At 51.3% G+C, this 22148-nt stretch carries 18 protein-coding genes, 1 pseudogene and 1 other annotated feature; of the genes and pseudogenes, 16 read left to right on the top strand and 3 right to left on the bottom strand.

Annotated elements, in window-relative coordinates; genetic code table 11:
* Positions 1 to 268: 268 nt before the first annotated feature.
* Positions 269 to 2806: an alpha-glucan family phosphorylase gene (glgP, locus tag Psch_RS07915; RefSeq protein WP_190239795.1), complete on the top strand. Its 2538-nt coding sequence runs from the start codon at positions 269 to 271 to the stop codon at positions 2804 to 2806.
* Between the two features lie 713 nt (positions 2807 to 3519).
* Here the strand turns inward: glgP and Psch_RS07910 are convergent.
* Entirely contained in the window at positions 3520 to 4128 is a 609-nt protein-coding gene (locus tag Psch_RS07910) for a DUF5317 family protein (protein WP_190239794.1), read from the bottom strand.
* Positions 4129 to 4140: 12 nt separating this feature from the next.
* Entirely contained in the window at positions 4141 to 5427 is a 1287-nt protein-coding gene (locus Psch_RS07905; protein WP_190239793.1) for an HD-GYP domain-containing protein, read from the bottom strand.
* A gap of 170 nt (positions 5428 to 5597) precedes the next feature.
* Here Psch_RS07905 and Psch_RS07900 point away from each other — a divergent pair, with 170 nt between their 5' ends.
* The 5 genes from Psch_RS07900 to Psch_RS07880 are packed head-to-tail and all read left to right on the top strand — an operon-like array spanning position 5598 to position 10678.
* Entirely contained in the window at positions 5598 to 7208 is a 1611-nt protein-coding gene (locus Psch_RS07900; RefSeq protein WP_190239792.1) for a peptide ABC transporter substrate-binding protein, read from the top strand.
* Entirely contained in the window at positions 7209 to 8135 is a 927-nt protein-coding gene (locus Psch_RS07895; protein ID WP_190239791.1) for an ABC transporter permease, read from the top strand. It begins immediately after the preceding gene.
* On the top strand, positions 8132 to 8971 hold the full coding sequence (locus Psch_RS07890; RefSeq protein ID WP_134219441.1) for an ABC transporter permease: 840 nt from the start codon (positions 8132 to 8134) through the stop codon (positions 8969 to 8971). The genes Psch_RS07895 and Psch_RS07890 overlap by 4 nt, the downstream gene beginning before the upstream one ends.
* The gene (locus tag Psch_RS07885; protein ID WP_190239790.1) at positions 8964 to 9926 is read left to right on the top strand and encodes an ABC transporter ATP-binding protein; all 963 of its coding nucleotides are present in this window, start codon (positions 8964 to 8966) and stop codon (positions 9924 to 9926) included. The genes Psch_RS07890 and Psch_RS07885 overlap by 8 nt, the downstream gene beginning before the upstream one ends.
* Entirely contained in the window at positions 9923 to 10678 is a 756-nt protein-coding gene (locus Psch_RS07880) for an ATP-binding cassette domain-containing protein (RefSeq protein WP_190239789.1), read from the top strand. The genes Psch_RS07885 and Psch_RS07880 overlap by 4 nt, the downstream gene beginning before the upstream one ends.
* A gap of 916 nt (positions 10679 to 11594) precedes the next feature.
* On the opposite strand, the gene Psch_RS07875 is transcribed toward Psch_RS07880, so the two are convergent.
* Complete coding sequence (locus tag Psch_RS07875) at positions 11595 to 12029, bottom strand: YaiI/YqxD family protein (protein WP_134219959.1); 435 nt, start codon at positions 12027 to 12029, stop codon at positions 11595 to 11597.
* Between the two features lie 222 nt (positions 12030 to 12251).
* On the opposite strand from Psch_RS07875, the gene Psch_RS07870 reads away from it, so the two are divergent.
* The 10 genes and pseudogenes from Psch_RS07870 (at position 12252) to Psch_RS07830 (ending at position 22062) form a co-directional block, all read left to right on the top strand.
* A complete protein-coding gene (locus Psch_RS07870) occupies positions 12252 to 13229 on the top strand; it encodes a GTPase (protein ID WP_190239788.1) in 978 nt (325 codons plus the stop codon).
* A gap of 518 nt (positions 13230 to 13747) precedes the next feature.
* Positions 13748 to 14986 (top strand): glycosyltransferase family 2 protein, encoded by a 1239-nt coding sequence (locus Psch_RS07865; RefSeq protein WP_134219961.1) that lies wholly within the window; start codon positions 13748 to 13750, stop codon positions 14984 to 14986.
* A 160-nt stretch (positions 14987 to 15146) separates the two neighbouring features.
* On the top strand, positions 15147 to 15470 hold the full coding sequence (locus Psch_RS07860; protein WP_134219962.1) for a LapA family protein: 324 nt from the start codon (positions 15147 to 15149) through the stop codon (positions 15468 to 15470).
* A gap of 238 nt (positions 15471 to 15708) precedes the next feature.
* On the top strand, positions 15709 to 16332 hold the full coding sequence (locus Psch_RS07855) for a LysE family translocator (protein ID WP_190239787.1): 624 nt from the start codon (positions 15709 to 15711) through the stop codon (positions 16330 to 16332).
* A gap of 77 nt (positions 16333 to 16409) precedes the next feature.
* Positions 16410 to 16672 (top strand) — a binding site (T-box leader).
* Between the two features lie 246 nt (positions 16673 to 16918).
* A complete protein-coding gene (locus Psch_RS07850) occupies positions 16919 to 18112 on the top strand; it encodes an ABC transporter substrate-binding protein (protein ID WP_243123982.1) in 1194 nt (397 codons plus the stop codon).
* Between the two features lie 359 nt (positions 18113 to 18471).
* A pseudogene (locus Psch_RS21655) lies at positions 18472 to 18549 on the top strand (hypothetical protein); the annotation flags it as partial.
* On the top strand, positions 18518 to 19378 hold the full coding sequence (locus Psch_RS07845; protein WP_427910093.1) for a branched-chain amino acid ABC transporter permease: 861 nt from the start codon (positions 18518 to 18520) through the stop codon (positions 19376 to 19378). The pseudogene Psch_RS21655 and the gene Psch_RS07845, both read left to right, overlap by 32 nt.
* A 257-nt stretch (positions 19379 to 19635) precedes the next feature.
* A complete protein-coding gene (locus Psch_RS07840; RefSeq protein ID WP_190239785.1) occupies positions 19636 to 20580 on the top strand; it encodes a branched-chain amino acid ABC transporter permease in 945 nt (314 codons plus the stop codon).
* The gene (locus Psch_RS07835) at positions 20574 to 21341 is read left to right on the top strand and encodes an ABC transporter ATP-binding protein (protein ID WP_190239784.1); all 768 of its coding nucleotides are present in this window, start codon (positions 20574 to 20576) and stop codon (positions 21339 to 21341) included. Before Psch_RS07840 ends, Psch_RS07835 begins: the two co-directional genes overlap by 7 nt.
* Complete coding sequence (locus Psch_RS07830) at positions 21334 to 22062, top strand: ABC transporter ATP-binding protein (protein WP_190239783.1); 729 nt, start codon at positions 21334 to 21336, stop codon at positions 22060 to 22062. The genes Psch_RS07835 and Psch_RS07830 overlap by 8 nt, the downstream gene beginning before the upstream one ends.
* Positions 22063 to 22148: the final 86 nt, after the last annotated feature.

Raw genomic sequence — 22148 nt, 5'->3', positions numbered from 1 at the left:
CGCTCCGGAAAACCCCAGACCCGCAAGTCAAGCCTTTTCGAACTTAGACTTAGTGACAATGGGGACGGTTCTCGTTGTCATGCGTCCTAAAAGCCTCTGGGGCAGTGGGAAGGGGTTATCCTCAGCTCCCAAGTAGGGGGCTTTTTCTTGTGCGCCATTTATTACCTTACCCCGGAGCGTCTTAAATGTTGTCGAAATATAAATATTAAGAAGGAATATGAGCTGAAGGGAAGAATAGTGTGCTGTTAAGTTGTAGGGAGGTTGCCGTATGTTTCCTTTTCGTGTTGTCTCCGTGACTCCCAAGCTGCCCGCGTCAATCTGCAGGCTAAAAGAATTGGCTTATGATTTCTGGTTTTCCTGGAAACCGGAGGCTATTGAATTATTCAGGACGGTTAAGCCCGACCTGTGGCGCGAGGCAGGCCATAACCCGGCCAGGTTTCTGATCAAAGTGTCAAGCGAAGACCTGGAAAGGGTCGCGCGGGACGATGACTACCTGGCCATGTACCGGCGGGTTTTTGAGCTTTATGACCGCTATAAGTCGGAAGAAACCTGGTTTGCCGAACACTACCCGGAGCACAAGGAAGATGTCGTCGCCTATTTTAGCGCTGAATTTGGGCTGCACGAGTCCCACCCGATTTATTCCGGGGGGTTGGGGCTGCTGGCCGGGGATCATTGCAAATCGGCCAGCGATCTGGGTCTCCCTTTCGTGGGAGTCGGACTTTTGTATAAACACGGTTATTTTACCCAGAAAATTAATGCTGAAGGGCGGCAGGAGGCGGTTTACCCCCACCTGAATTTTATTGAACTGCCCATTACCCCTGTGTATGATGCAAAAGGTGGCCACCTCACGGTCAAATTGGAATTGCCGGGCCGGGATATTTTTATCCTGGTATGGAAGGTGAAAGTGGGCAGGATCTGGATTTACCTTTTGGATGCCGACACTCCCAAAAACACGGGCGATGACCGCCGGTTGACCGGGACGCTCTATGGGGGGGACCACCAATACCGTATTGCTCAGGAAATCCTGCTGGGGGTCGGCGGGGTCAAAGCCCTGTATGAAATGGGCGTATTGCCGCGTGTCTGGCACATCAATGAAGGTCACGCGGCCTTCCTGATCCTGCAGCGGATCAGGGAACTGGTGGCCAAAGGGCTTACCTTCAACACCGCCAGGGAAGTGGTGCGGGCCTCGACCATTTTCACCACCCACACTCCGGTACCGGCCGGTCACGATGTGTTCAGCAAAGAAACCATTGAAAATTTCTTCGCCCCGGCCGCAAAAGATATGGGCGTTGAACTGGAAACCTTGCTGGAACTGGCCTGGGATCGTGAGCGGGAGGGTTTTAATATGACCCTGCTGGCCTTGAACAATTCCTGCCTCTGCAACGGGGTTAGCCGGCTGCATGGCAAGGTTAGCAGGAAAATGTTCCTGGGGCATTACGACGGCCTGCACCCGGAGGAAATACCCATTACCGCCATTACCAACGGAGTGCACCTTGAGACCTGGCTGGCCAAAGAATTGAGGGACTTGTACTTTCGCTACCTTGGTAAGGAATGTGTGGAAAAAGTCGGGCCGGAAATCTGGGAAAAGGTGGAAAATATACCCGACGAGGAGCTTTGGAGGGTGCACCGTTTCCTCAAAGTGCAAATGATTGACTTCGCGCGCTCCTCTTTAAAAAGACAACGCATGCGCAATTACGAGCTGTCCAAGAGGATCCACGAGGTTGACGAGTACTTAAGCCCGGATGTGCTGACAATTGGTTTTGCCCGGCGTTTTGCCACCTATAAAAGGGCTGCGCTATTGTTTCGCGATCCCGGAAGGCTAAAACAGCTGATCAACCATCCGGAGCGGCCCGTGCGGTTTGTCTTCGCGGGCAAGGCGCACCCGGCCGACATGGCCGGCCAGGACCTTATTAAGAGAATATACGATTTATCCAACGAAGCGGATTTCAGGGGTAAGGTTTTGCTCCTGGAGGACTATGATATCCATATGGCCCGCCACCTCCTGCAGGGCGTCGATGTGTGGATGAATACCCCGCGGCGGCCCATGGAGGCCAGCGGCACCAGCGGCCAAAAGGCCGCCTTAAACGGCCTCATAAATATCAGTACCCTGGACGGATGGTGGCCGGAAGCCTACGACGGCAACAACGGCTTTGCCGTCGGGACGGAATGTAATTACCTTAATGAAGAGACCCAGGACCAGGAGGACTGCCATTCCCTCTTCGTTACCCTGGAAGAAAAGCTGATCCCGATGTATTACCGCAGGGAAGCCGGGTTGCCCCGGGAGTGGGTCAGGATGATGAAACACAGTATCAAGACCATTGTCCCGGTTTTCAATACCCACCGGATGGTGGCTGAATACACCAATAAGTTTTATATCCCGGCCGCCCACAGAGGGAACGATTTCAGAAACAACAATTATGAGCAGGGTGAAAGAGTTAGCCGCTTAAAACAGCTGCTCAGGGAGCACTGGGACCAGGTCAAATTCGTCCGGATCGAAACCAACGGCGCCCCCAAGATGTACACCGGGCAAAAGTTGGAAGTCAAGGTCGATATAGACCTGGGGCAGCTTGACCACGGCAGCGTCGCGGTGGAACTGGTTTGCGGGAATGCCGTGGACTACGGGTTAAAGCGTATCAAAAGGGTTGTCCTGGACCATATTGAAGAGATCGGCTCCGGTGTGCATCGTTTCAGCGGGAGCCTGGTCCTCCCTCAGGGAGGCCTGGGCTATACCGTGCGGGTGAGGCCGGCAAGCCCGGATTTTCCGTACACGGAACTGCCCCTGGTCAAATGGGCGCCGGGATTTTGAGAAGTGAGACGTGGGACGTGGGACGTGGGACGTGGGACGTGGGACGTGAGGACCGGGGACGTAGGAGATATGGGTTCTGGCACTGCGTAGCTGAGTCGCAGGGCGTAGGATGCAGGCATTTCTGTGGGGTCGGCGTGAGAGAAGTTTTGGGGCGGTCTGTTTCGCTGATCGCAAAGAGTGTTCTCGAAAAGGCTTGACTTGCGGGTTTGGGGTTATCCGGAGCGAACGGAGCACCTGGATGCGTTCCTTAGCGCGTGCGTTGCATGCAGAAAAGCTCAAATAGCGCGTAGGTGCCGGGGGGCTGTCTGTAGATGCGGGCGGTATGATGTTCTAGGTGCACAAATGTAGAATTGCAAAGAGAGCGGAGGATAACCCCAAACCCACTACCCCAGAGGCTTTTCGAGAACGACGGACAGAGAGAACCTTCCCCTGTTTCATTGTCACAAAGAGTGTTCTCGAAAAGGCTTGACTAGCGGGCAGGGGGTTGTCCGGAGTGAACGGAGCACTTGGATGCGGTCCTTAGCGCGTGCGTTGCATGCAGAAAAGCTTAAATAGCGCGTAGGTGCCGGGGGTCAGTCTATAGATGCGGGTGGTATGATGTTCTATTTACACAAATGTAGAATTGCGAAGAGAGCGGAGGACAACCCCCTGACCACTACCCCAGAGGCTTTTCGAGAACACAAGACATAGGACCGTCCCATTGTCTGTCTTAATCAAGGGTTGTTGCTGTTGCGGTATCCGATGCTGGTGAGGATACCGTTTTTCCTTTTAACAGGAGTCTTGAGAAAGAACCAGACGAAGATGCAGCCGCCAATGGTAATCAGGACATCCCCGACGCTGAACACCTTGGTTATAAAAATCCAGTGCGGCATGAGAAAAATATCAGACAGGTAGTAGAGCTTAGTTTGCGGCCCGGTGGCGATATAGTTATAGGCCGGCAGCCCCTGGTTGATTTTTTCCAGTTCCTCGGCAGAAGCGATCAGCATGAAATATTCACGCTTTAAGGGCATGTAGCCGCCGTTAAAAAATATCGCGGCCAGGTTGCTTAAAAGGCCCAGGCCGATTAAGGCGAGCCCTCTCAGCCCTATGTTGAGGATAACAAAAAGAACGACCAGACCTAAGGAGAGCATATATAATTTGGGAGCCAGCAGGTCGGAGATGCCCAGTGTGTAACGCAGGTTGGAATTCGTAACGATCTTTAGGGCTACGGCCGCCAGAACGAGCCATGGAAACCTGAACTGTATGTTTTTCAAGTTGCTCAACCTGCCGCCGGTGAGCAAGGCGACAGCAGCAGCTAAAAGTACCACGATTACAAAAGCCATATATTTCCTCCTCTAAATAGCATCACTCTTTAATTTCACTCCAAGCTCATTTCTGACGATTTGCACAAAGACCTCTACAATGCTGGGATCAAACTGGGTGCCTGAATTGTTGATAATTTCTGTAAGGGCTTCCTCAACGCTCATTGCTTTACGGTACGGGCGGTCGGAAGTCATGGCGTCGTAACTGTCCGCGACAGCCATAATTCTTGCCCCCAGAGGTATCTGATCCCCCTTTAGCCCGTGCGGATAGCCTGTCCCGTCGTACCTTTCGTGGTGGTGGAAGACAAACTTGGCGCCGGATTTGTAAAATCGCAGGTTGCTGAGAATTGTAAAGCCGATCATGGCATGGTCGATAATTAAGTTTCTTTCTTCAGGTTGAAGACGCTGGTTTTTCAAAAGGATTGAGTCCGGCACGGAAATCTTTCCCAGGTCATGCACCCTTGCCGCGGTAATCAGGGTTTCATAATCGCTTTGATTAAGTTTTAGCTTGTGGGCAATTGCTTCACAGTAATTGGCCACCCGGTAAGAGTGCTGAGCGGTATAGGCGTCTCTTTTGTCAATAATGTCGGCCAGGACTTCGATGGTATTCTTGGTTTCGGTGCGCAAAGTCATATAATTGTCGAAACTGAAATGAGCCATAGCCAAAGGAAGCAGCAGGATTATGATCGAAAGTGGTTCATAGTTGTACAGGATGACAATCAAAAGACTTACCGGGACTAAAGTGACAAAATGGATCATCTCCAGCTTGACGTCGTTGGTCAACTGACGAAGCCACCTGGTCCCCTGGCTTAATGAAATTACCGTAGATACCAGCAGGAAGTTGACGACAACATAAGTCAGGCAGCTCAAGACCATAGCAAGAAAATCCGCTTTTAATTCAAGGGGGCCGGAGCCCGATCGCACAAGATGATAGATAAACCAGGAACAATAAATAGTTACAGCGTACTGGTTGACGTTAAACAGCATCTTTTTCCAACCGCGGCGGCCGACGATGTCGGTGATAATATTGGCGACGGTGGAAGACAGGATGGCTATGGGAACTCCAAACAATATCAGGGCTGAAATATGGACTGCGAATGATACTGTCAGCTGATCATTATTCGGCATGGAGATGGGTTTAAGTTCTGTAGCCGTACTAAACAGCAGCCAAAAGATATAAACCCAAAGCATGTCGGTGTTCCAGACCAAGGCGGCTTTAAAGATAAGGTATAAACCTAAAAGATTGATAATGAACTGAAATATGCCAGCAGGATTTATTAATCCCGAATACTTATGTTTTTTGACGCTGTCGACTGACATTATGTTACTTCCTTTTAACGTAGGTCGAGGAGAATATTTCTGACAAAATGTGCAAATCCCTTCCCAAACGACATCATATTTAAAAATTTTCTTCATGCGGGAGGGAATTATCAAAAATATGGAGAAATAACCAGTTTAATAAGGACAACGTATACAGGGGGTATAGGGTTTTGAACAAGCTTACAAGGCTGTTTATTTATATTTTCTTGGTGGTCCTGGCCGCCGGCTGTTCCCCCTCGAAACCCGCACCAAACCAGACTGTCCGGCAGACCATCAGGTACAACATCGGCGCCGAGCCGGCCACTCTCGACCCGGCCCTTTCTAACGGAGTTACGGAGCAAACTTTGGAGAACGCCCTGTTGGAAGGTCTGGTACGGATGGACCGCGACGGTAACCCTTCCCCGGGCATAGCCAAGAGCTGGGAGGTTTCAGAGGACGGCAAGACTTATATCTTTACCCTGAGAGAGTCCACCTGGACTGACGGGGAGCCGCTTACAGCCGAGGACTTTGTCTACTCCTGGCGGCGGGTGCTGGATCCGGAAACCGCTTCACCTTATGCCTATCAGCTTTATTACCTGGTCAACGGCGAAGCCTTCAACGCCGGCAAAGTCAAAGACCCGGCTGAAGTTGGTGTCCGCGCCGAGGGAAAAGACAAGCTGATCGTCACCCTAACGGAGCCTGTACCCTATTTTCTATCGTTAACAGCGTTTCCCACCCTGTTTCCCGTCAACAAAAAGGCTGTTGATAAGGACGGCGCAGGCTGGGCTCAAAATCCCGCTACATTTACCGGCAACGGGCCTTTCAAATTGACCGCATGGGAGCACAATAAGCAATTTATACTTGAGAAAAATGAGCGCTATTGGGACCAGGAAAGCGTGAGGCTGAAAAGCCTGGTGGTTACCCTGGTCGACGACTCCAACACCGAGTTGGCCATGTTTGAGAGCGGGCAGATAGACATTGCCGAGACGCCACCCTACCGCGAGGTGGAGCGGTTGGCCAAGAGCAACCTGCTCAAGCTGAGCCCGGACCTTTCCAATGAATTCTACATGTTCAATACCAATCTACCCCCCTTTGACGATGTCAGAGTCCGCCAGGCGCTGTCTTTGGCTATCGACCGCGAAGCCCTGGTCAGCAAAGTGACCATGGGCGGGGAAAAGGCTGCCTATGCCTTTGTCCCTCCGGGAGTAAACGGGCCTGCCCCGGGCCAGGAATTCAGGAGCCTGGATGAAAAGCTGATCGCAGGGTTCAACCCGGCTGAAGCCAGGAAGCTGCTGGCAGAAGCGGGTTACCCCGAAGGCCGTGGTTTTCCCAAGGTCAAACTTCTTCTTAGCAACAACCAGAACCACAGGCCCGTAGCCGAGGCCCTTACGGGAATGTGGAAGGAGACCCTGGGCATCGAAGCGGAGATTATTGAGCAGGAGTATAAAGTCTACTTCAGAACCCTCGACGAAAGGGACTACCAGGTTGCCCGGGTGGGCTGGAACGCTGATTACAATGACCCCATGACCTTCCTGGACCTGTGGGAGACAGACGGCCCCAATAACCAGGCGGACTGGAGCAACGAAGAATATGACCGTTTGCTGGAAGAGGCCAGATTGGCCAAAGACCCCGGGGCCCGTATGGACGCCTTTTTAAGGGCGGAAAAAATCCTTATGGATGAGCAGCCGGTTATGCCTGTTTACTACTACACCAATCCTTATCTGGAAAATGACAACATACAGGGCGTTATCCATCCCAGCTTTGCGTTCTTCGCGGATTTTAAGTGGGCTTCCGTTAATTAAATGGCCGGCTATATACTAAAAAGAGCTGTTTTCAACCTGGGAGTCATGTTTGTGGTGGTGACTCTCACCTTCTTCCTGATGCGCCTATTGCCGGGGGATCCTTTTACAACCAGGCGGGTTGCGCCCGAAATTAAGGATAATATCCTTGCCAGGTATGGACTAAACCAGCCTCTGGTGACCCAGTATACCGGCTACCTTTACAATTTGGCCAGATTGGACCTGGGTCCTTCACTTAAGTATCCGGGGCGCTCGGTCAATGACATTATCAAGGAATCGTTCCCCGTTTCGGCAACGGTAGGCCTCCTGGCCCTATTGCTGTCGATCGTACTGGGTGTGAGCCTGGGAGTCGCCTCAGCGGCGCTCAGGAACAAATGGCCGGACCGTTTGGTGCTGGTATTGGCGACGCTGGGGATGTCTGTGCCTAATTTTGCCCTGGGAGCCGGCCTAATTTATATTTTTGCTCTGAAACTCCGTTGGCTGCCGGCAGCAATGTCCACCAGCCCCGTAGGACTGGTTCTGCCGGCGCTTACCCTCGCAGCTTTGCCGGCGGCTATAATCGTACGCCTGGTAAGGACGGAAATGATTGAGGCGCTGGATAGGGACTATATTGTCGCCGCCCGGGCCAGGGGACTGAACTCCTGCTCGGTGCTTTTCAGACATGCCCTGCCCAATGCCCTTTCCGGTATGGTCCATTACTTGAGCCCGCTGGCTGCGACCCTCCTGACGGGAAGTTTTATTGTCGAGAAAATATTTGCCCTGCCGGGACTCGGCCAGTACTACGTCACGTCCGTGGGCAACCGTGATTATAACCTGGTGGCCGGGGTAACCATTTTTTATACTTTTGTATTGCTGGTTTCAACCTTTCTGGCAGACGTCCTGATTTTTTTAATTAACCCCCAAAGCCGGGTCAGGGATGAGGTAACATGATGCTCATCGAGACCTTGAAAAACAGGCTGGTGTTGGCCTGCTTAATCCTGATCGGGCTGTACGCGGTCGTATCCATCGGGGGTACGCTATTTTTTCAATATGAACCCAACAGCCAGGATTTGCTCCAGGCCAATACCGGGCCCGGCGCCGTCCATTGGCTGGGAACCGACTACCTGGGCCGGGACCTGCTGGCCAGGATCGTCTACGGAATCAGGATTTCACTTACGATTGCTTTCTTTGCCACGCTTATCAACATCACAGTCGGATTTCTGGTGGGCAGCGTTTCAGGCCTGCTGGGAGGACTGGCTGACCGCTTGCTTATTGGTATGGTTGACATTTTTTGGTGCATCCCGCCCTTCTTAATTGTGGTAATGCTTACCGTAGTTCTGGAGCCGGGGATAAAGAACATTTTTATCGCCCTGGGCCTGGTATTGTGGATACCGACCGCCAGGATGATCAGGGGTGAAGTCCGCGTTATCAGAAACTCGCCTTTTATCAAATTTGCCAGGCTGAACGGGGCGGGTAGTTTTCAGATTATGGCTCGCCACATTCTCCCCAACTGCATTCCGGTCCTTCTTACCACCGCAGCTTTTTCGATCCCGGACGCGATTATGGCGGAAGCTTTTTTAAGTATCGTCGGCTTAGGCGTACAGGCGCCAAACGCCAGCTTGGGCGTATTGATTTCCGACGGACTACAGTCATTCAGAGTTTACCCGTGGCAGTGGTTTTTTCCGGTCCTGACCCTGACCATGCTTGTGCTATGTTTCAACATACTGGGTGACGCGTTGCATGAGGCATACAGTTCCAAGGCGAAGGGATTGCTCGAACATGATTGACGTAGCGGATCTTAGCGTCAGCATTCGTAAAGATAAGGCGGTTATCCCTCTGCTGAAAGATGTCAGTTTCAGCCTGGGACCGGGGGAAACTTTGGGTATTATCGGTGAATCGGGCAGCGGTAAAAGCCTGGTCACCTATACCTTACTGGGGTTGTTGAACCATACGGCCGGCCTGGAGGGAAATATAGCGGTGTGTGGCTGCCGCAACCTTCTCAAGGCCGGCCGGAAGGAAATTCGCCAACTAAGGCGTCAGAAAATCGGGTATGTTCCCCAGAACCCGCAAGGGTCGCTGACCCCCACGCGAAAGATAGAAGCCCAAATGCAAGAAGTGATTGCCGTAACAACCGGTTTGCGGCGGAAAGAGGCGGCAAATTATGCCGCGGAACTGCTGGTTAAGGTTGGCTTCAGTGAGCCCGGCCGGATCTTAAGGATGTTCCCTCACCAGTTGAGCGGGGGTATGTGCCAGCGAATTGCTGTGGCCATGGCGATCGCAGGCAGGCCCGAAGTCATACTGGCGGATGAGCCTACATCATCTCTGGATCTGTTGTCAAAAATCGAAATTATGACACTGCTGGGGAAAGCTCAGAAAGAATACAATTTTGCCATGGTCCTGGTGACCCACGACTTAGGTATAGCTCTGAAATATTGTAATACACTGGCTGTTCTTTACAGTGGTCGACTGGTGGAGATGGGTGACACCAGGGAATTGTGTTTTTATCCCCGGCATCCCTATTCTAAAAACCTGTTTGGCTGCTTTTTTAATGAGATGAAGGGGCGGGAGAGCGCATTATTTCATGGCGAACCGCCGGTTCTCAACGACCGGGCGCCGGGTTGCCGTTATTTTGCCTGCTGCCGCGAGCGTATAACGGCATGCGAAGTACAAGAGCCGGTTCTTATTCGGATAGGGACCGGCCAGGTGGCATGCTGGCTTTACGATGGGGGCGAAAACCAGTGAGAACGGGATCACTGCTGGCTGCGAGGGAGCTTTCATTTTCCTACCCGGGTTCGGCGCGCAGGATTTTGCAGGACATCAACCTCAATTTGGACGATGGGGAGATATTGGGGATACTGGGTGAAAGCGGCTCGGGAAAAACCTCTCTGTCCCTCGTCCTGGCAGGCTTTGAAAGACCCGTTTCAGGTCGTGTCTTATTTAGAAGCTTAAGTATAGCTCAAAGTAAAAACTACCGGGAGTACCGGCGCAGTATCCAGTACCTTTTTCAAAACCCCAGGAGTTCGGTCAACAGGTACAGGAACATCTTCGATATTGTTGCCGAGCCGCTGTCTTACCGCGGATTCCACAAGGGGACCAGAGAGGCTCTGGCAGCTGAGGCGCTGAAGTTGGTGGGACTGGAATACGGCCGTTGGTATGATTACCCCGACCAGTTCAGCCTTGGCCAACTCCAGCGTATTTGCCTGGCCCGCGCCATCACCACCAGGCCAAAGTTGATTATCTGCGACGAGCCTTTTTCAGCGCTGGATATATCGAGCAGGGCCAGGATGGAACAAATATTGGTTGAGTTAAATAAGAAAAACGGCGTCGCGTTTATCATCATAAGTCACGAACCCAGGACTCTGCTGAAGCTGTGCCATAAAATTATGGCTCTGCGGGAAGGCCGGCAAACAGACTTCTGGTATGTGGGCCAGGAGCAAAGTCTTGATGATTACACCGAAAAATTGATCGTTGCGGAAGGTGTCAGGGTCAAATAAGTAAAATTGCCTAAATACTCTGTGTTGGCTAATAAAAAAAGACACTATATCTGTAAAGCTCAGTAAAAAGACCTCTAATGGGTAGTAGGTTTAGTTTTTTGTTGCTTTTTTTGATATCTTAATATGAGAGGGGTGGCAAGTGAAGATTTGCTGCAAATTGTTGAAAAAAATTGAAATGTTTTTGTAGACAAGTCGCTAATGTTGATATATAATAAATGTAATCAGAATATGGGATTTAAAGATGCTTATAATTGTATCATCGGTGTACTATGAGGTATTTATCGTTACTATGTTGAGATCTGTGATATAATTTAAAAAGTTTGCAGGAAGGAGGAAAAACAGATGCGTTGGGTATACAGCCTGGTAGTGGTTCTCTCCCTGGTCATCGCCTCCGGCGCTGGCCACAGGTGGTAGGAGCTTAAAGCAGTCACAAACCAAAATGGTGAAGATAATCTTTTAAAATCTGAAGGAGGAAAAACAGATGCGTTGGATATACAGCCTGGTAGTGGTTCTCTCCCTGGTCATCGCCTCCGGCGCCGGCCACAGGTGGTAGGAGCTTAAAGCAGTCACAAACCAAAATGGTGAAGATAATCTTTTAAAATCTGAAGGAGGAAAAACAGATGCGTTGGATATACAGCCTGGTAGTAGTTCTTTCCCTGGTTATCGCCTCCGGCGCCGGCCACAGGTGGTAGGAGCTTAAAGCAGTCACAAACCAAAATGGTGAAGATAATCTTTTAAAACCTAAAGGAGGAAAAACAGATGCGTTGGATATACAGCCTGGTAGTGGTTCTTTCCCTGGTCATCGCCTCCGGCGCCGGCCACAGGTGGTAGAAATTTTACATACAAAGCTGAAATACGCAAAAAGCGTCGCCATTGTCGTAGAGGGGGACGCTTTTTTCATGCAATCAAATATTAATTATCTTTGTTCCAGCAGCCGGTACAGGGATTTCTTAAAGTGATCGTCGTCCGCGGCCGTTCTTTTTCTGGGTCCTCTGGTTCTACCCCCGCTTCTTCTGAATTTCGCCTTTAGCTCCCGCTCCTCCAATAGGAAGTCAATTGTCTCCTTCCGGAAAATCCGGCCGGCCGGAGAAAGAGCGGCGGCCCCCTTGCCGAGGACGATAGCGGCCAGGCCCCAGTCCTGGGTGACCACAATGTCTCCTTTACCGGTCAGGTTGACCACTTGCAGGTCGGCTTCCTGGGGCGCGTTTCCCACAGTGATGTGGTGGTCGGATTCAATCCGGTGATTGAAGCTTGCCACTGTCACCAGGTTTACTGCAAATTCTGCGGCAGCCGCCCTGCAGGTTTCCAGCGCCTTCTTCGGCGTGGCGTCCGCGTCAACAATAATTTTCATAATTACATCCCTTGCCGCCAAATTTAACATTTATTCCGGAATTTACATCCCACTTTTTACGCCCTACGCCTTACGACCTACGACTTGCTTTTTCAGGTCAAGCCCTCGACATTATTATAACCTTCTTTACCGATATACCGGCCGGTTCTTTTTTGAGATTTCTTTTAGCTGTCGTTTGTGTTAGTTTTATAGTATAAAAAAAACATTAGGGGGTGCAATTTTTTGCCTGCCAATCTTACACCCCAGTATTATGACGCGGAAGAGTCCTACAAGAAAGCGGTAACTGTTGAGGAAAAAATCGCCGCCTTAGAAGAGATGCTCGCGGTTATTCCCAAGCACAAGGGTACCGAAAAGATGCAGGCCGATTTAAAGAAGCGTCTTTCCAAACTTCGGGAGGAAGGTCAAAAGAAAAGCAAAACCGCCCGGATCGACCCTTTCTTTATTGAGAAGCAGGGGGCCGGGCAGGTGGCTCTGGTTGGATTTCCGAATACCGGCAAGTCGGCCCTCGTGGGCGCTGTAACCAGGGCCAGGCCGAAGATTGCCGGATATCCTTTTTCCACTACCGTGCCTCTGGCCGGTATGATGCCTTACGAGGATATTTACATCCAGCTGGTTGATACTCCACCCATTACGCAAGAGATTGTACCACCCGGGTTGGCCGGCGCCCTGCGCAACGCAGACGCGTTGCTGGTCCTGGTCGATGCGGGCTCAGACGAATGCCTCGAGCAGTTGGAGTTTTGTTTGAAGTATTTAAATGATAAAAAGATCGTCCGGGACGATGCGGCTCTCAACACTCGCGGGATACCACCCGGCCGGCGCCTGGTGCTGGCCACCCGCGCGGATATGCCGAACAGCAGTGACAATATTGAGATCATGCGGGAACTGGGCCCCGCCGGTCTGGAGATTTACCCTGTTTCAGCTGTCACCGGTGTAGGTCTGGAAGCGCTGAAGGAAAAGATTTTCACGATACTGGGGATCATTCGCGTCTATACCAAGGTTCCCGGCAAAGAGCCTGATCTGAAAACTCCGTTTATATTGCAGCAGGGCAGCACAATTCAGGAATTGGCCGTGTCTATCCACCGGGATCTGCCGCGCCTGATGAAAAATGCCAGAATCTGGGGTTCCGCCCGTTTTGAGGGTCAATCAGTCATGCGCGACTACGTGCTGCAGGATCGCGACATCGTAGAAATAACTCAGTGATTGAATGAACCGGCCCGGAATGAATGAGCTTGCTCACGCTGGTATGAAAAAGCCTGTCGTTGTGAACGATAGGTTTTTTTATAGCGGGTATGTGTTCACGACCTTGCCTGTGAAAAAATGCCTGGCAATGCACTGAGCTGCGGAGGTGAATAGGCGTAAATCTCAATATTTTAGTAATATTTTCTTGTTCTGGGTCATAATGTCTAGTAGTTCCGGTAAGCTTTGCAGCGCCACCGGCATATACATAATGACATTTAAATAAGAAGTGGAGCAGGGGGAGATGGGAGCATGATTTCCGGAATTTATCAGCCCGCAGCTGTTGGGGCCGGACCTTGGATAAGAGTATAAAATCGCCAGATGCGGGTTAGTATAGGGACGCCCCCTTAATATTGCATCTTTTCAAAAGATATTTTCTTTTGGCCTTTCACTATAAAAAAAGAAGGACTTTTGCTTTCTTAGCAGAAAATTCTTCTGGTGTACTTTTTTATGAGACTTTAACGTTTGCAAAGGGGATAGCCATGGAGGTACTTTTTTACGGTGTCCAAATTTTCCTGACTGGCTTTACGTTTTATTACTTTGTGATTTCTCTGTTTGGGTTCTTCCGTAAGCCGGAAGACTATTCTTTGCCGCCCAGTTCCCGTTTTGCTATAGTGAGCGCTGCGCACAACGAAGAGAAGGTTATTGGGGAATTAATCCGGAACCTCCATGAACTAAACTACCCGAAAGAGCTTTATGACATCTATGTTATCGCTGACAATTGCACCGATCGTACCGCCGCTATCGCAAGAGAGCATGGCGCTCAGGTAATCGAGCGTTTTAACAAGAAAGAGATAGGCAAAGGCTATGCCCTTGAGTATGCCTTCAACCAAATTTTTGCGGGCAACGTTTCTTACGACGCGGTGGTTGTCTTTGATGCGGACAACCTGGTCGACAATGATTTTTTAAGGATCATGAACGCGCACCTGCTCAAGGGAGAAAGAATCGTCCAGGGCTATTTGGATACCAAGAACGCCAGCGATACCTGGATTACCAAGTCTATTTATATCGGCTACACACTAACCAATCGCCTTTGGCAGCTTTCTAAGTATAACCTGGGCCTTACCTGTGCTTTGGGCGGTACCGGTATGTGCATTTCAGTGGATCTGCTGAAAAAGTATGGGTGGGGTATGACTTCCCTCACCGAAGACCTGGAATTTCAGACCAAGGCTCTATTGAACAACGTCAAGGTTTGCTGGGCTCATGAAGCCAAGGTCTATGACGAGAAGCCCCTGACCCTGGGGCAGTCCTGGAACCAGCGCAGGCGCTGGATGCAGGGACACACCAATGTTGCCGGCCGCTATATGGGCAAGTTGTTGCGGGAGGGGATTCGCACCAGGAACTTTGCCATGATTGACGGCGCCCTGTATTTGATTCAGCCCTTTTTTCAGATGCTTATCGGTCTGAGCGTGATTGTAAATGTTTTATATCTTGGTCCGGAGCTGCTGCTGGAACATTCAGCTTGGGGCTATATCGGTTTCTTTGCCCAGTTTTTCTACTTCGGCCTGGGTCTATATCTGGAACGGGTCAGGTTTAAAGTATACTGGTGGCTGGTGTTTTACCCAATCTTTGCCCTGACCTGGATCCCCATCGCCTACATCGGTTTCGCCATGCGCAAGAACAAAGAGTGGTCCCATACCCTGCACATCCGCAACATCAAGCACGAAAACCTGCCAAACCTGTACCTGCCGGCCAAGGCCGAAAGCAGGAGAACGAGCTAACGATTTGCTTTGATACGAACCCCCCAAGCGGGGTTTTGTTTTTTTGTGGGTGGTTGACAAGGGGACGCAGGTGGACAATTTTTTTAGTTGTGGTTAACCTGACAACTAAACAATGGTATACTTGCATTGGATACCATTATCTTAAAGGAGGGTTACGAATGTGAGTAAAGCCCAAATATACTTTATTGTGGCTCTTTTATTTGCTCTCAGCGTAGCAGTCTTTGCTATCCAAAACACGGAGAGCATCAGTATAAAATTTTTATTCTGGCAGTACCAGGGCATTTCCAAGGTCCTCGTAATCCTCGCCTCGGCGGCAGTTGGCGCAGTGATGGTTATGTTTTTAGGCTTTTGGTGGCAGATTAAAAAAGCTATGTATATACGCCAGTTGGAGGCGGAAATTAAAACTTTGAAAAACCAGCAGCCGGCAGCCGTGACAGTAGAGCCTAAAGTGCAAGAGGCGACTAAAAAAGAGTTGGATTCGTAAGCCGGCGCGTAATAAAAGAAGCGTCTGAAACCGTAAGATAGGGGTTTAAGGATGCTTTTTAATTTAAGGTTTTAATTGCCTGTGTTTTTTTATTGTAACCCCTGATAACAAAGTCCGGTCCATCTAGCAATAGAATCAAGTTTCATGGTAAAATGAGCTATTATATATCTACAAAATCCTATCATTTACGCTGTTTGTCCACAGTGGTATGTGGGGAAATGTTTTCGAGGGACTGTAAGTGAAGGAGATCCTTTTCCTAAAGGCAGTTGTTATTGGTTTTTTTCTGGCCGTACCGATTGGGCCGGTAAATTTACTGTGTATCCGCAGGACCCTGCTCGGAGGCAGGATTATTGGTTTTATATCCGGGCTTGGAGCAGCCGTGGCGGATACTTTTTTCGCCTTTGCCGCAGCCTTTGGATTAAGTTTCATTACTAATTTCTATGTCCAGGAGGAAAAATGGCTCCAATTTGGAGGCGGAATCTTTATATGCGTTTTGGGCGTGATGTCCATGCTCTCACACGAATCCGGGAAGCCCGAAAAGAAGAACGGAGGACGCGGTAGGGGAGGCTTCCAGGCCTTTATTTCGAGCTTTTTTCTCACTTTAACCAACCCCATTACCATCCTGGCTTTTGCCGCTGCTTTTGCTGGGTTTGACTTAATCAACCCGGACGAGGGACACGCCTTTGCGTTCCTGGTAGTCACCGGTGTTTTTCTCGGATCTATTATCTGGTGGTTTACAATCAGTTCGATAGCGAGCTTTCTGCGCAAAAAATTGAACAGTCATGTCCTCCACAGGATCACCCAGATCTCCGGACTGGTTATCACCGTGTTCGGTGTTTTAATCCTGTTGGGAGTCATATGAAAAAGGACAGGCATTGCGCCATTTTCTTCTTGACTTGTGAGAGGGGTTCCTCTATTATTAGCACTAAGGATATATCGCCAAAAGCGATGAAGGGGAAAAGTAGACGGGACACAGCTTTTCAGGGAGGAAGCGTCGCGACTGAAAGCGCTTCTACAGTATGAGCCGTTGAAGTTCTCCCCCGAGTTGACGGACTGAAACCATGAAGGAAAGTAGGCCCGTACGGAGACTTCTACCGTTAAAAGGAAGGGGGTATAAGGAATTTGTTCCCGTACCCTGCAAGGAGTGGGCTCTTTTTGTGAGCCAACTAGGGTGGTAACGCGAAATTCTTTTCGTCCCTATCGGGCGGAAAGTTTTTTTATTTTACATTAAGCCTGCAGGTAATGGGATAACCTGTACCTTTTGAAGTGGGTTCTATAACAACCAACCGGGGTGGTACCGCGGAAGTCCGCAGCTTTCGTCCCCGCGAAGGCTGCGGTTTTTTTGTGCATATTTTACGTAAAGGGGGTGAGCCGCTTTCTTTATACAGCTTATTTACCCAACAAACCTTAAGGAAAATGAGATGAATATGATTAAGGGGGAAAAGGCGTTGCCGAAGGCAAGGTTGATCGTGGTTACAGCGCTGGCAGGCGTTTTGGCCGTTGTGTTATTGCTGCTTGGCGGGTGTTCCGGCAGCAGTTCTACCGGCAGCAATGCCGGCGCGGTAAAGGAACCATATAAAATTGGAGCTGTTGTAGACATTAGCGGCCCGTCCTCATCATTGGGGGTACCCGAGCGAAATACGCTCCAGATGCTGGCTGACAAGGTCAATGAAAGCGGTGGAATTAACGGCCATCCGTTAGAGTTAACCATCCTTGACAATAAGAGCGACGAAACTGAAGCCGTACTTGCAGTTAAAAAGCTAATCGACCAGCAAAAGGTGCTGGCGGTAATCGGGTGCAGCGCCAGCGGAACCTCCATGTCGATGATTGATACCGTGCAAAAAGAGCAGGTGCCCATGATCTCCATGGCCGCGGCCAGCGCCATTGTAGAACCGGTACAGGAAAGAAAGTGGGTCTTTAAAACTGCCCAGAGTGACCTGGTTGTGGTCAACAGGCTGATAGATTACCTGAAGGAAAACAACCTTACCAGGGTGGCTTTCCTCTACATGAACAACTCGTACGGCGACAACGGAAGGAACGCTTTTAAGGCGGCGGCCGGAGCAGGCGGCCTGGAAATAGTGGCGGAAGAAAAATTTGAAGCGACCGACAAGGATATGACCCCGCAGCTTACCAGAGTCAAAACCAGTGGGGCACAGGCAACGGTTGTATGGGCTATTCCGCCATCGGCCTCGATTATCACTAAAAATTACAGGGATCTGAGCCTGGAAATTCCGCTCCTGCACAGCCATGGTGTAGGGAACCAGAATTTTATTGAGCTGGCCCAGGGAGCGGCGGACGGAGTACGGCTGCCAATCGGCAAACTGACCGTGAGCGGGCAAATTCCTGACAGCGACCCGCAGAAGAAGGTTCTCGACGACTACATCGCCGACTACAGCAAGCGTTATAACTCTCCTCCCAACTCTTTCGGCGGGTATGCCTGGGACGCCTTTTACCTGCTGGTGAATGCCATTGAAACAGCAGGCCCGGACCGGGCGGGTATCCGCGACCAGTTGGAAAAAACCAGCAACTTCACCGGAGTCTCCGGGATCTTCAACCTGACGCCAACCGACCATAATGGCCTCGATGAAGACTCCATGGTCCTGGTACGGATCCAGAATGGTCAGTGGAAACTGATGGAGTGAGACGTGGGACGTGGGACGTGGGACGTGAGAAATGAGATGTGAGAAGTGGGTGTAAGAAGGCTACAGGTATTTGAACTCATAAGAAAGCCAGGATCCCACGACCCAGGTCTAAAGTATGTAGGTGCGAATTCATTCGCACAAGACCCCAAAGGAATGCAACACCTACTGTTTAGCAGGTCTTGTGCGATTGAAATCGCACCTCCATCAAAACAAGCTTTAATAGATGTCATTTTGACCCGTTAGAAATACCAGGATCCCACGTCCCACGACCCACGTCTCACGTCTCACGTCCAAATGCCTCGACTAGCCAAAAACTTTTAAATTTGTTCTACGTGCAACATGAAAGTTCTAATCTATGAATAATTTACGGATCGGGGGCTTTTGAAATTGACTTTATCCAGTCAACTGCTCCAGCTGTTTATTTCAGGGCTTACCATGGGCAGCATCTATGCGCTGACTGCCCTGGCCCTGGTTTTAACCTTTAATATTACGGGAGTGCTCAATCTGGCTCTGGGTGAGTTTTTGGCCCTGGGCGCCCTGCTGGCCGCCAGTCTTTATGCGGCCGGACTCCCTCTTGCCGCGGCATTTTTGATTGCTGTAGCGGCAGTCGCGGTACTTGCCGGATTGCTGGAACGGGTGGCTGTTAAGCCGGCTATACAGTCTTCGGTGTTGACCCTGGTGGTGATCACCGTTGGCATTTCCATATCCCTGCGGGGTCTGGCCCTCCTGATCTGGGGAACTGATCCCGTCTCGCTCCCGGCTTTTTCTGAGGGAGGACCACTGGTGGCCGGGGGGGCCGCGATCAACCTGCAGAGCTTATGGATAGTAGGCCTGCTGGCGGCAGCCCTGGCCGGACTCTACGCTTTCTTTGAGCTGACCTATGCCGGCAAGGCTGTGCGGGCCTGTGTAATCAACCGGACCGCCGCCAGGCTGGTGGGTATTAACCCGTCCGCCATGTCGTTCGCCGCTTTCATCGCCAGCGGCGCCCTGGGAGCGGCAGCAGGTATTTTTATCACTCCGGTCACCCTGGCAACCTATGATATGGGATTTTTACTGGGTGTCAAGGGCTTTGTCGCGGCTGTTCTCGGCGGCATGCAGAATGTGGGGGGAGCGGTACTGGGCGGCCTCCTCCTCGGGCTCCTGGAAGCTTACGGGGCGGGCCTGGTATCCTCCGGGCTGAAAGATGCTCTGGCTCTTTTGGTCCTGCTGGCCGTGCTGCTGATGAGACCGGAAGGCCTGTTCAGCCCCGCCGTCAGAAAAGTATAGACGTGAGACGTGAGACGATATGCGAATTAATTCGCACATCGTCCCCAAGAAAACGCTGTATAAGGGCTATTGCACTGCTTCGCAGTGCAAGTGCGATTCTGCATAAAAAAGGCTAATAATTTGACGTAAAATGTGAGAAGCGTTAATTCATCGATAAGCTTAATCTTTGACCCGAAAGGAATACCTGTATCACACGTCCCACGTCACACGTCTCACGTCTCACGTCTCACGTCCAAAATTATTACGGGAGAATAAAGATGAAAAGAAAAAACCTGCTGATGTTAGCGGGGCTTGTGCTGCTTCTATTGCTGCCATTCTTGCTGAAAAGCAATTACATCCTGGGCATTCTAATCGTTACCGGACTGTACGCCATTGTTGTCACGGGGCTGGGTCTCCTGATGGGTTACGCCGGCCAGGTTTCGTTCGGCCATGCCGCGTTTTTTGGGATGGGTGGTTATACCGTGGCAGTGCTGACCACGGCCTGGCACTGGCCCACCCCGCTCGCCCTCCTGGTTGCGCTGGTACTGCCCGGGCTGGTTGCCGCCCTGATTGGCGCCCCCACCTTAAAACTGAAGGAACTGCACCTGGTCCTGGCCACCCTGGCTTTCGGTATTTTGGTACATATTCTATTTAACGAACTTAAGTCCTTGACCGGGGGGCCATCCGGCCTAACCGGAATTCCTTACTTTTCCCTGGGAGGTCTGGTTTTTGACCGGGATATCAAATTCTACTACCTGACGCTGGCCGTTCTAACGCTTGTTTTGCTCGGAGCCAGGAACCTGATTGGCTCAAGGGTGGGAAGGGCCATGCGGGCCATCCGGGAAAGTGAGCATGCCGCTGAAACCTCCGGTATCAATACAGCCGGCCTGAAACTTCAAGCTTTTATCTTCAGCGCTGTGCTGGCCGGCCTGGCGGGGGGACTGTACGCTTTTTACGTAACCTTTGTAAGCCCATCCCCTTTTGGTTTTCAAACCTCTGTACAATTTGTGCTTATGGCGGTGGTAGGTGGTTTGGGGACGATGTGGGGGCCGCTCCTGGGGGCGGGACTGGTGGTTGTCCTGGGGGAAGCGCTGCGCTGGGCGATCCCGTTGGCCATACCAGGGGCCGGCGGGGAGTATCAGATCATATTTTATGGAATCATCCTGGTATTGGTGATGATTTTTCGTTCCGGATTTAAACAAAGGGGGGTTAGTCAATGCTGATGGAAGTAGCCGGCCTTACAAAATATTTCGGTGGCGTCGCTGCCGTAAAAGATATAAACTTTATGGTATGCCAGGCGGAGATTTTTGCTCTGATCGGTCCTAACGGGGCGGGTAAGACTACCCTTTTCAACCTGATAACCGGCATGTTGGCGCCGGACGAGGGTAGGGTCATTTTTGACGGACGGCCTATATCCGGCCTGAAGCCCCACCGCATCGCCGCCGCCGGGATAGCCAGGACCTTTCAGAATCTTCAGCTCTTCGGCAGCATGTCGGCGCTGGAAAATGTAATGGCAGGCGCTCATTTGAAGGGACGTACCGGGTTTTTAAAGTGTCTGGCACGCTGGCCCGGTTCTGCCGCTGAAGAACAAAAGACCAGGCTTGACGCCATCACTCTTTTGGGCGAGGTGGGACTGTCGGAATATCAGGACACACCTGCCGCGGCCCTTCCTTTCGGCAAGCAGCGTCTCCTGGAAATTGCCAGGGCGCTTGCCTCCGGCCCCAAGCTGCTTTTACTGGATGAACCCGCGGCCGGCCTAAACAGCGCCGAGACCAGCGAGTTGGCTGCCTTTTTAAAAAGGCTGAGGGAAAAGGGTTATGCCATGGTGCTGGTTGAGCATGATATGGAAACGGTAATGGAAGTGGCCGATCGCATCATGGCGCTCAATTTCGGCAGTTCCATAGCCCAGGGAACACCATCCGAAATCCAGGCCGACCGTGACGTAATCAGCGCTTACCTGGGGGAGGATGAAGAGGTTGCTTGAGGTTAACGGACTTGAAGTTTATCATGGTTGGGTGCAGGCGCTGCACGGCGTTTCCCTTAAAGTGTCCAGGGGCGAGCTGGTCGCTGTTCTGGGACCCAACGGGGCCGGGAAAAGCACCCTGCTGGGGACGCTGGCGGGTCTTTACAAGCCTGCCGGAGGTGAAATAATCCTTAAGGGCCGGTCTGTTACCCGCAGGCCGCCGGAGTATATGGTGAGGCAGGGGATCGCGCTGGTGCCCGAACGAAGGGAGATTTTTACTTCCCTGACCGTTTATGACAACCTGATCTTGGGGGCCTATCACCGCTATCATTCCGGGAAGGCTGATATAAGGCGGGATGCCGGCATGATATTAGACCTCTTTCCCGCCCTGCGGGGAAGAGAGGACCAGCCTGCAGGCATGCTGAGCGGCGGCCTGCAGCAGATGCTGGCTATCGGGCGAGGGCTGATGTCCCGGCCCTCCTTCCTGCTCCTTGACGAGCCTTCGACCGGGTTGGCCCCGCTGGTGGTTAAGGAAATCATGGCGTCACTTGCGGCTTTGAAAAAGACCGGTGTCGCCGTGGTCCTGGTGGAACAGAATACGAAAGCCGCCTTAAAGGTGGCTGACCGGGCGCTGGTGGTGGAAAGGGGCCGGGTGGCTTTAAGCGGAACAGCAGATAATATGCTGAAGGATACCAGGGTGCAGGAAGCCTACCTTGGCCGGGCCAGGCCGGCGGTGTCTTGACAGCATTGAGCTGTTGACGTATAACGGGCGCAAAATATGTTGGCAAGCTGTAATTTAAATAAAAATATCATGGAAAGTGGTGTATG

It is taken from the genome of Pelotomaculum schinkii, assembly GCF_004369205.1.
GTDB classification, from domain to species: domain Bacteria; phylum Bacillota; class Desulfotomaculia; order Desulfotomaculales; family Pelotomaculaceae; genus Pelotomaculum_C; species Pelotomaculum_C schinkii.
This window is presented reverse-complemented; position numbering and strand designations above follow the sequence as displayed.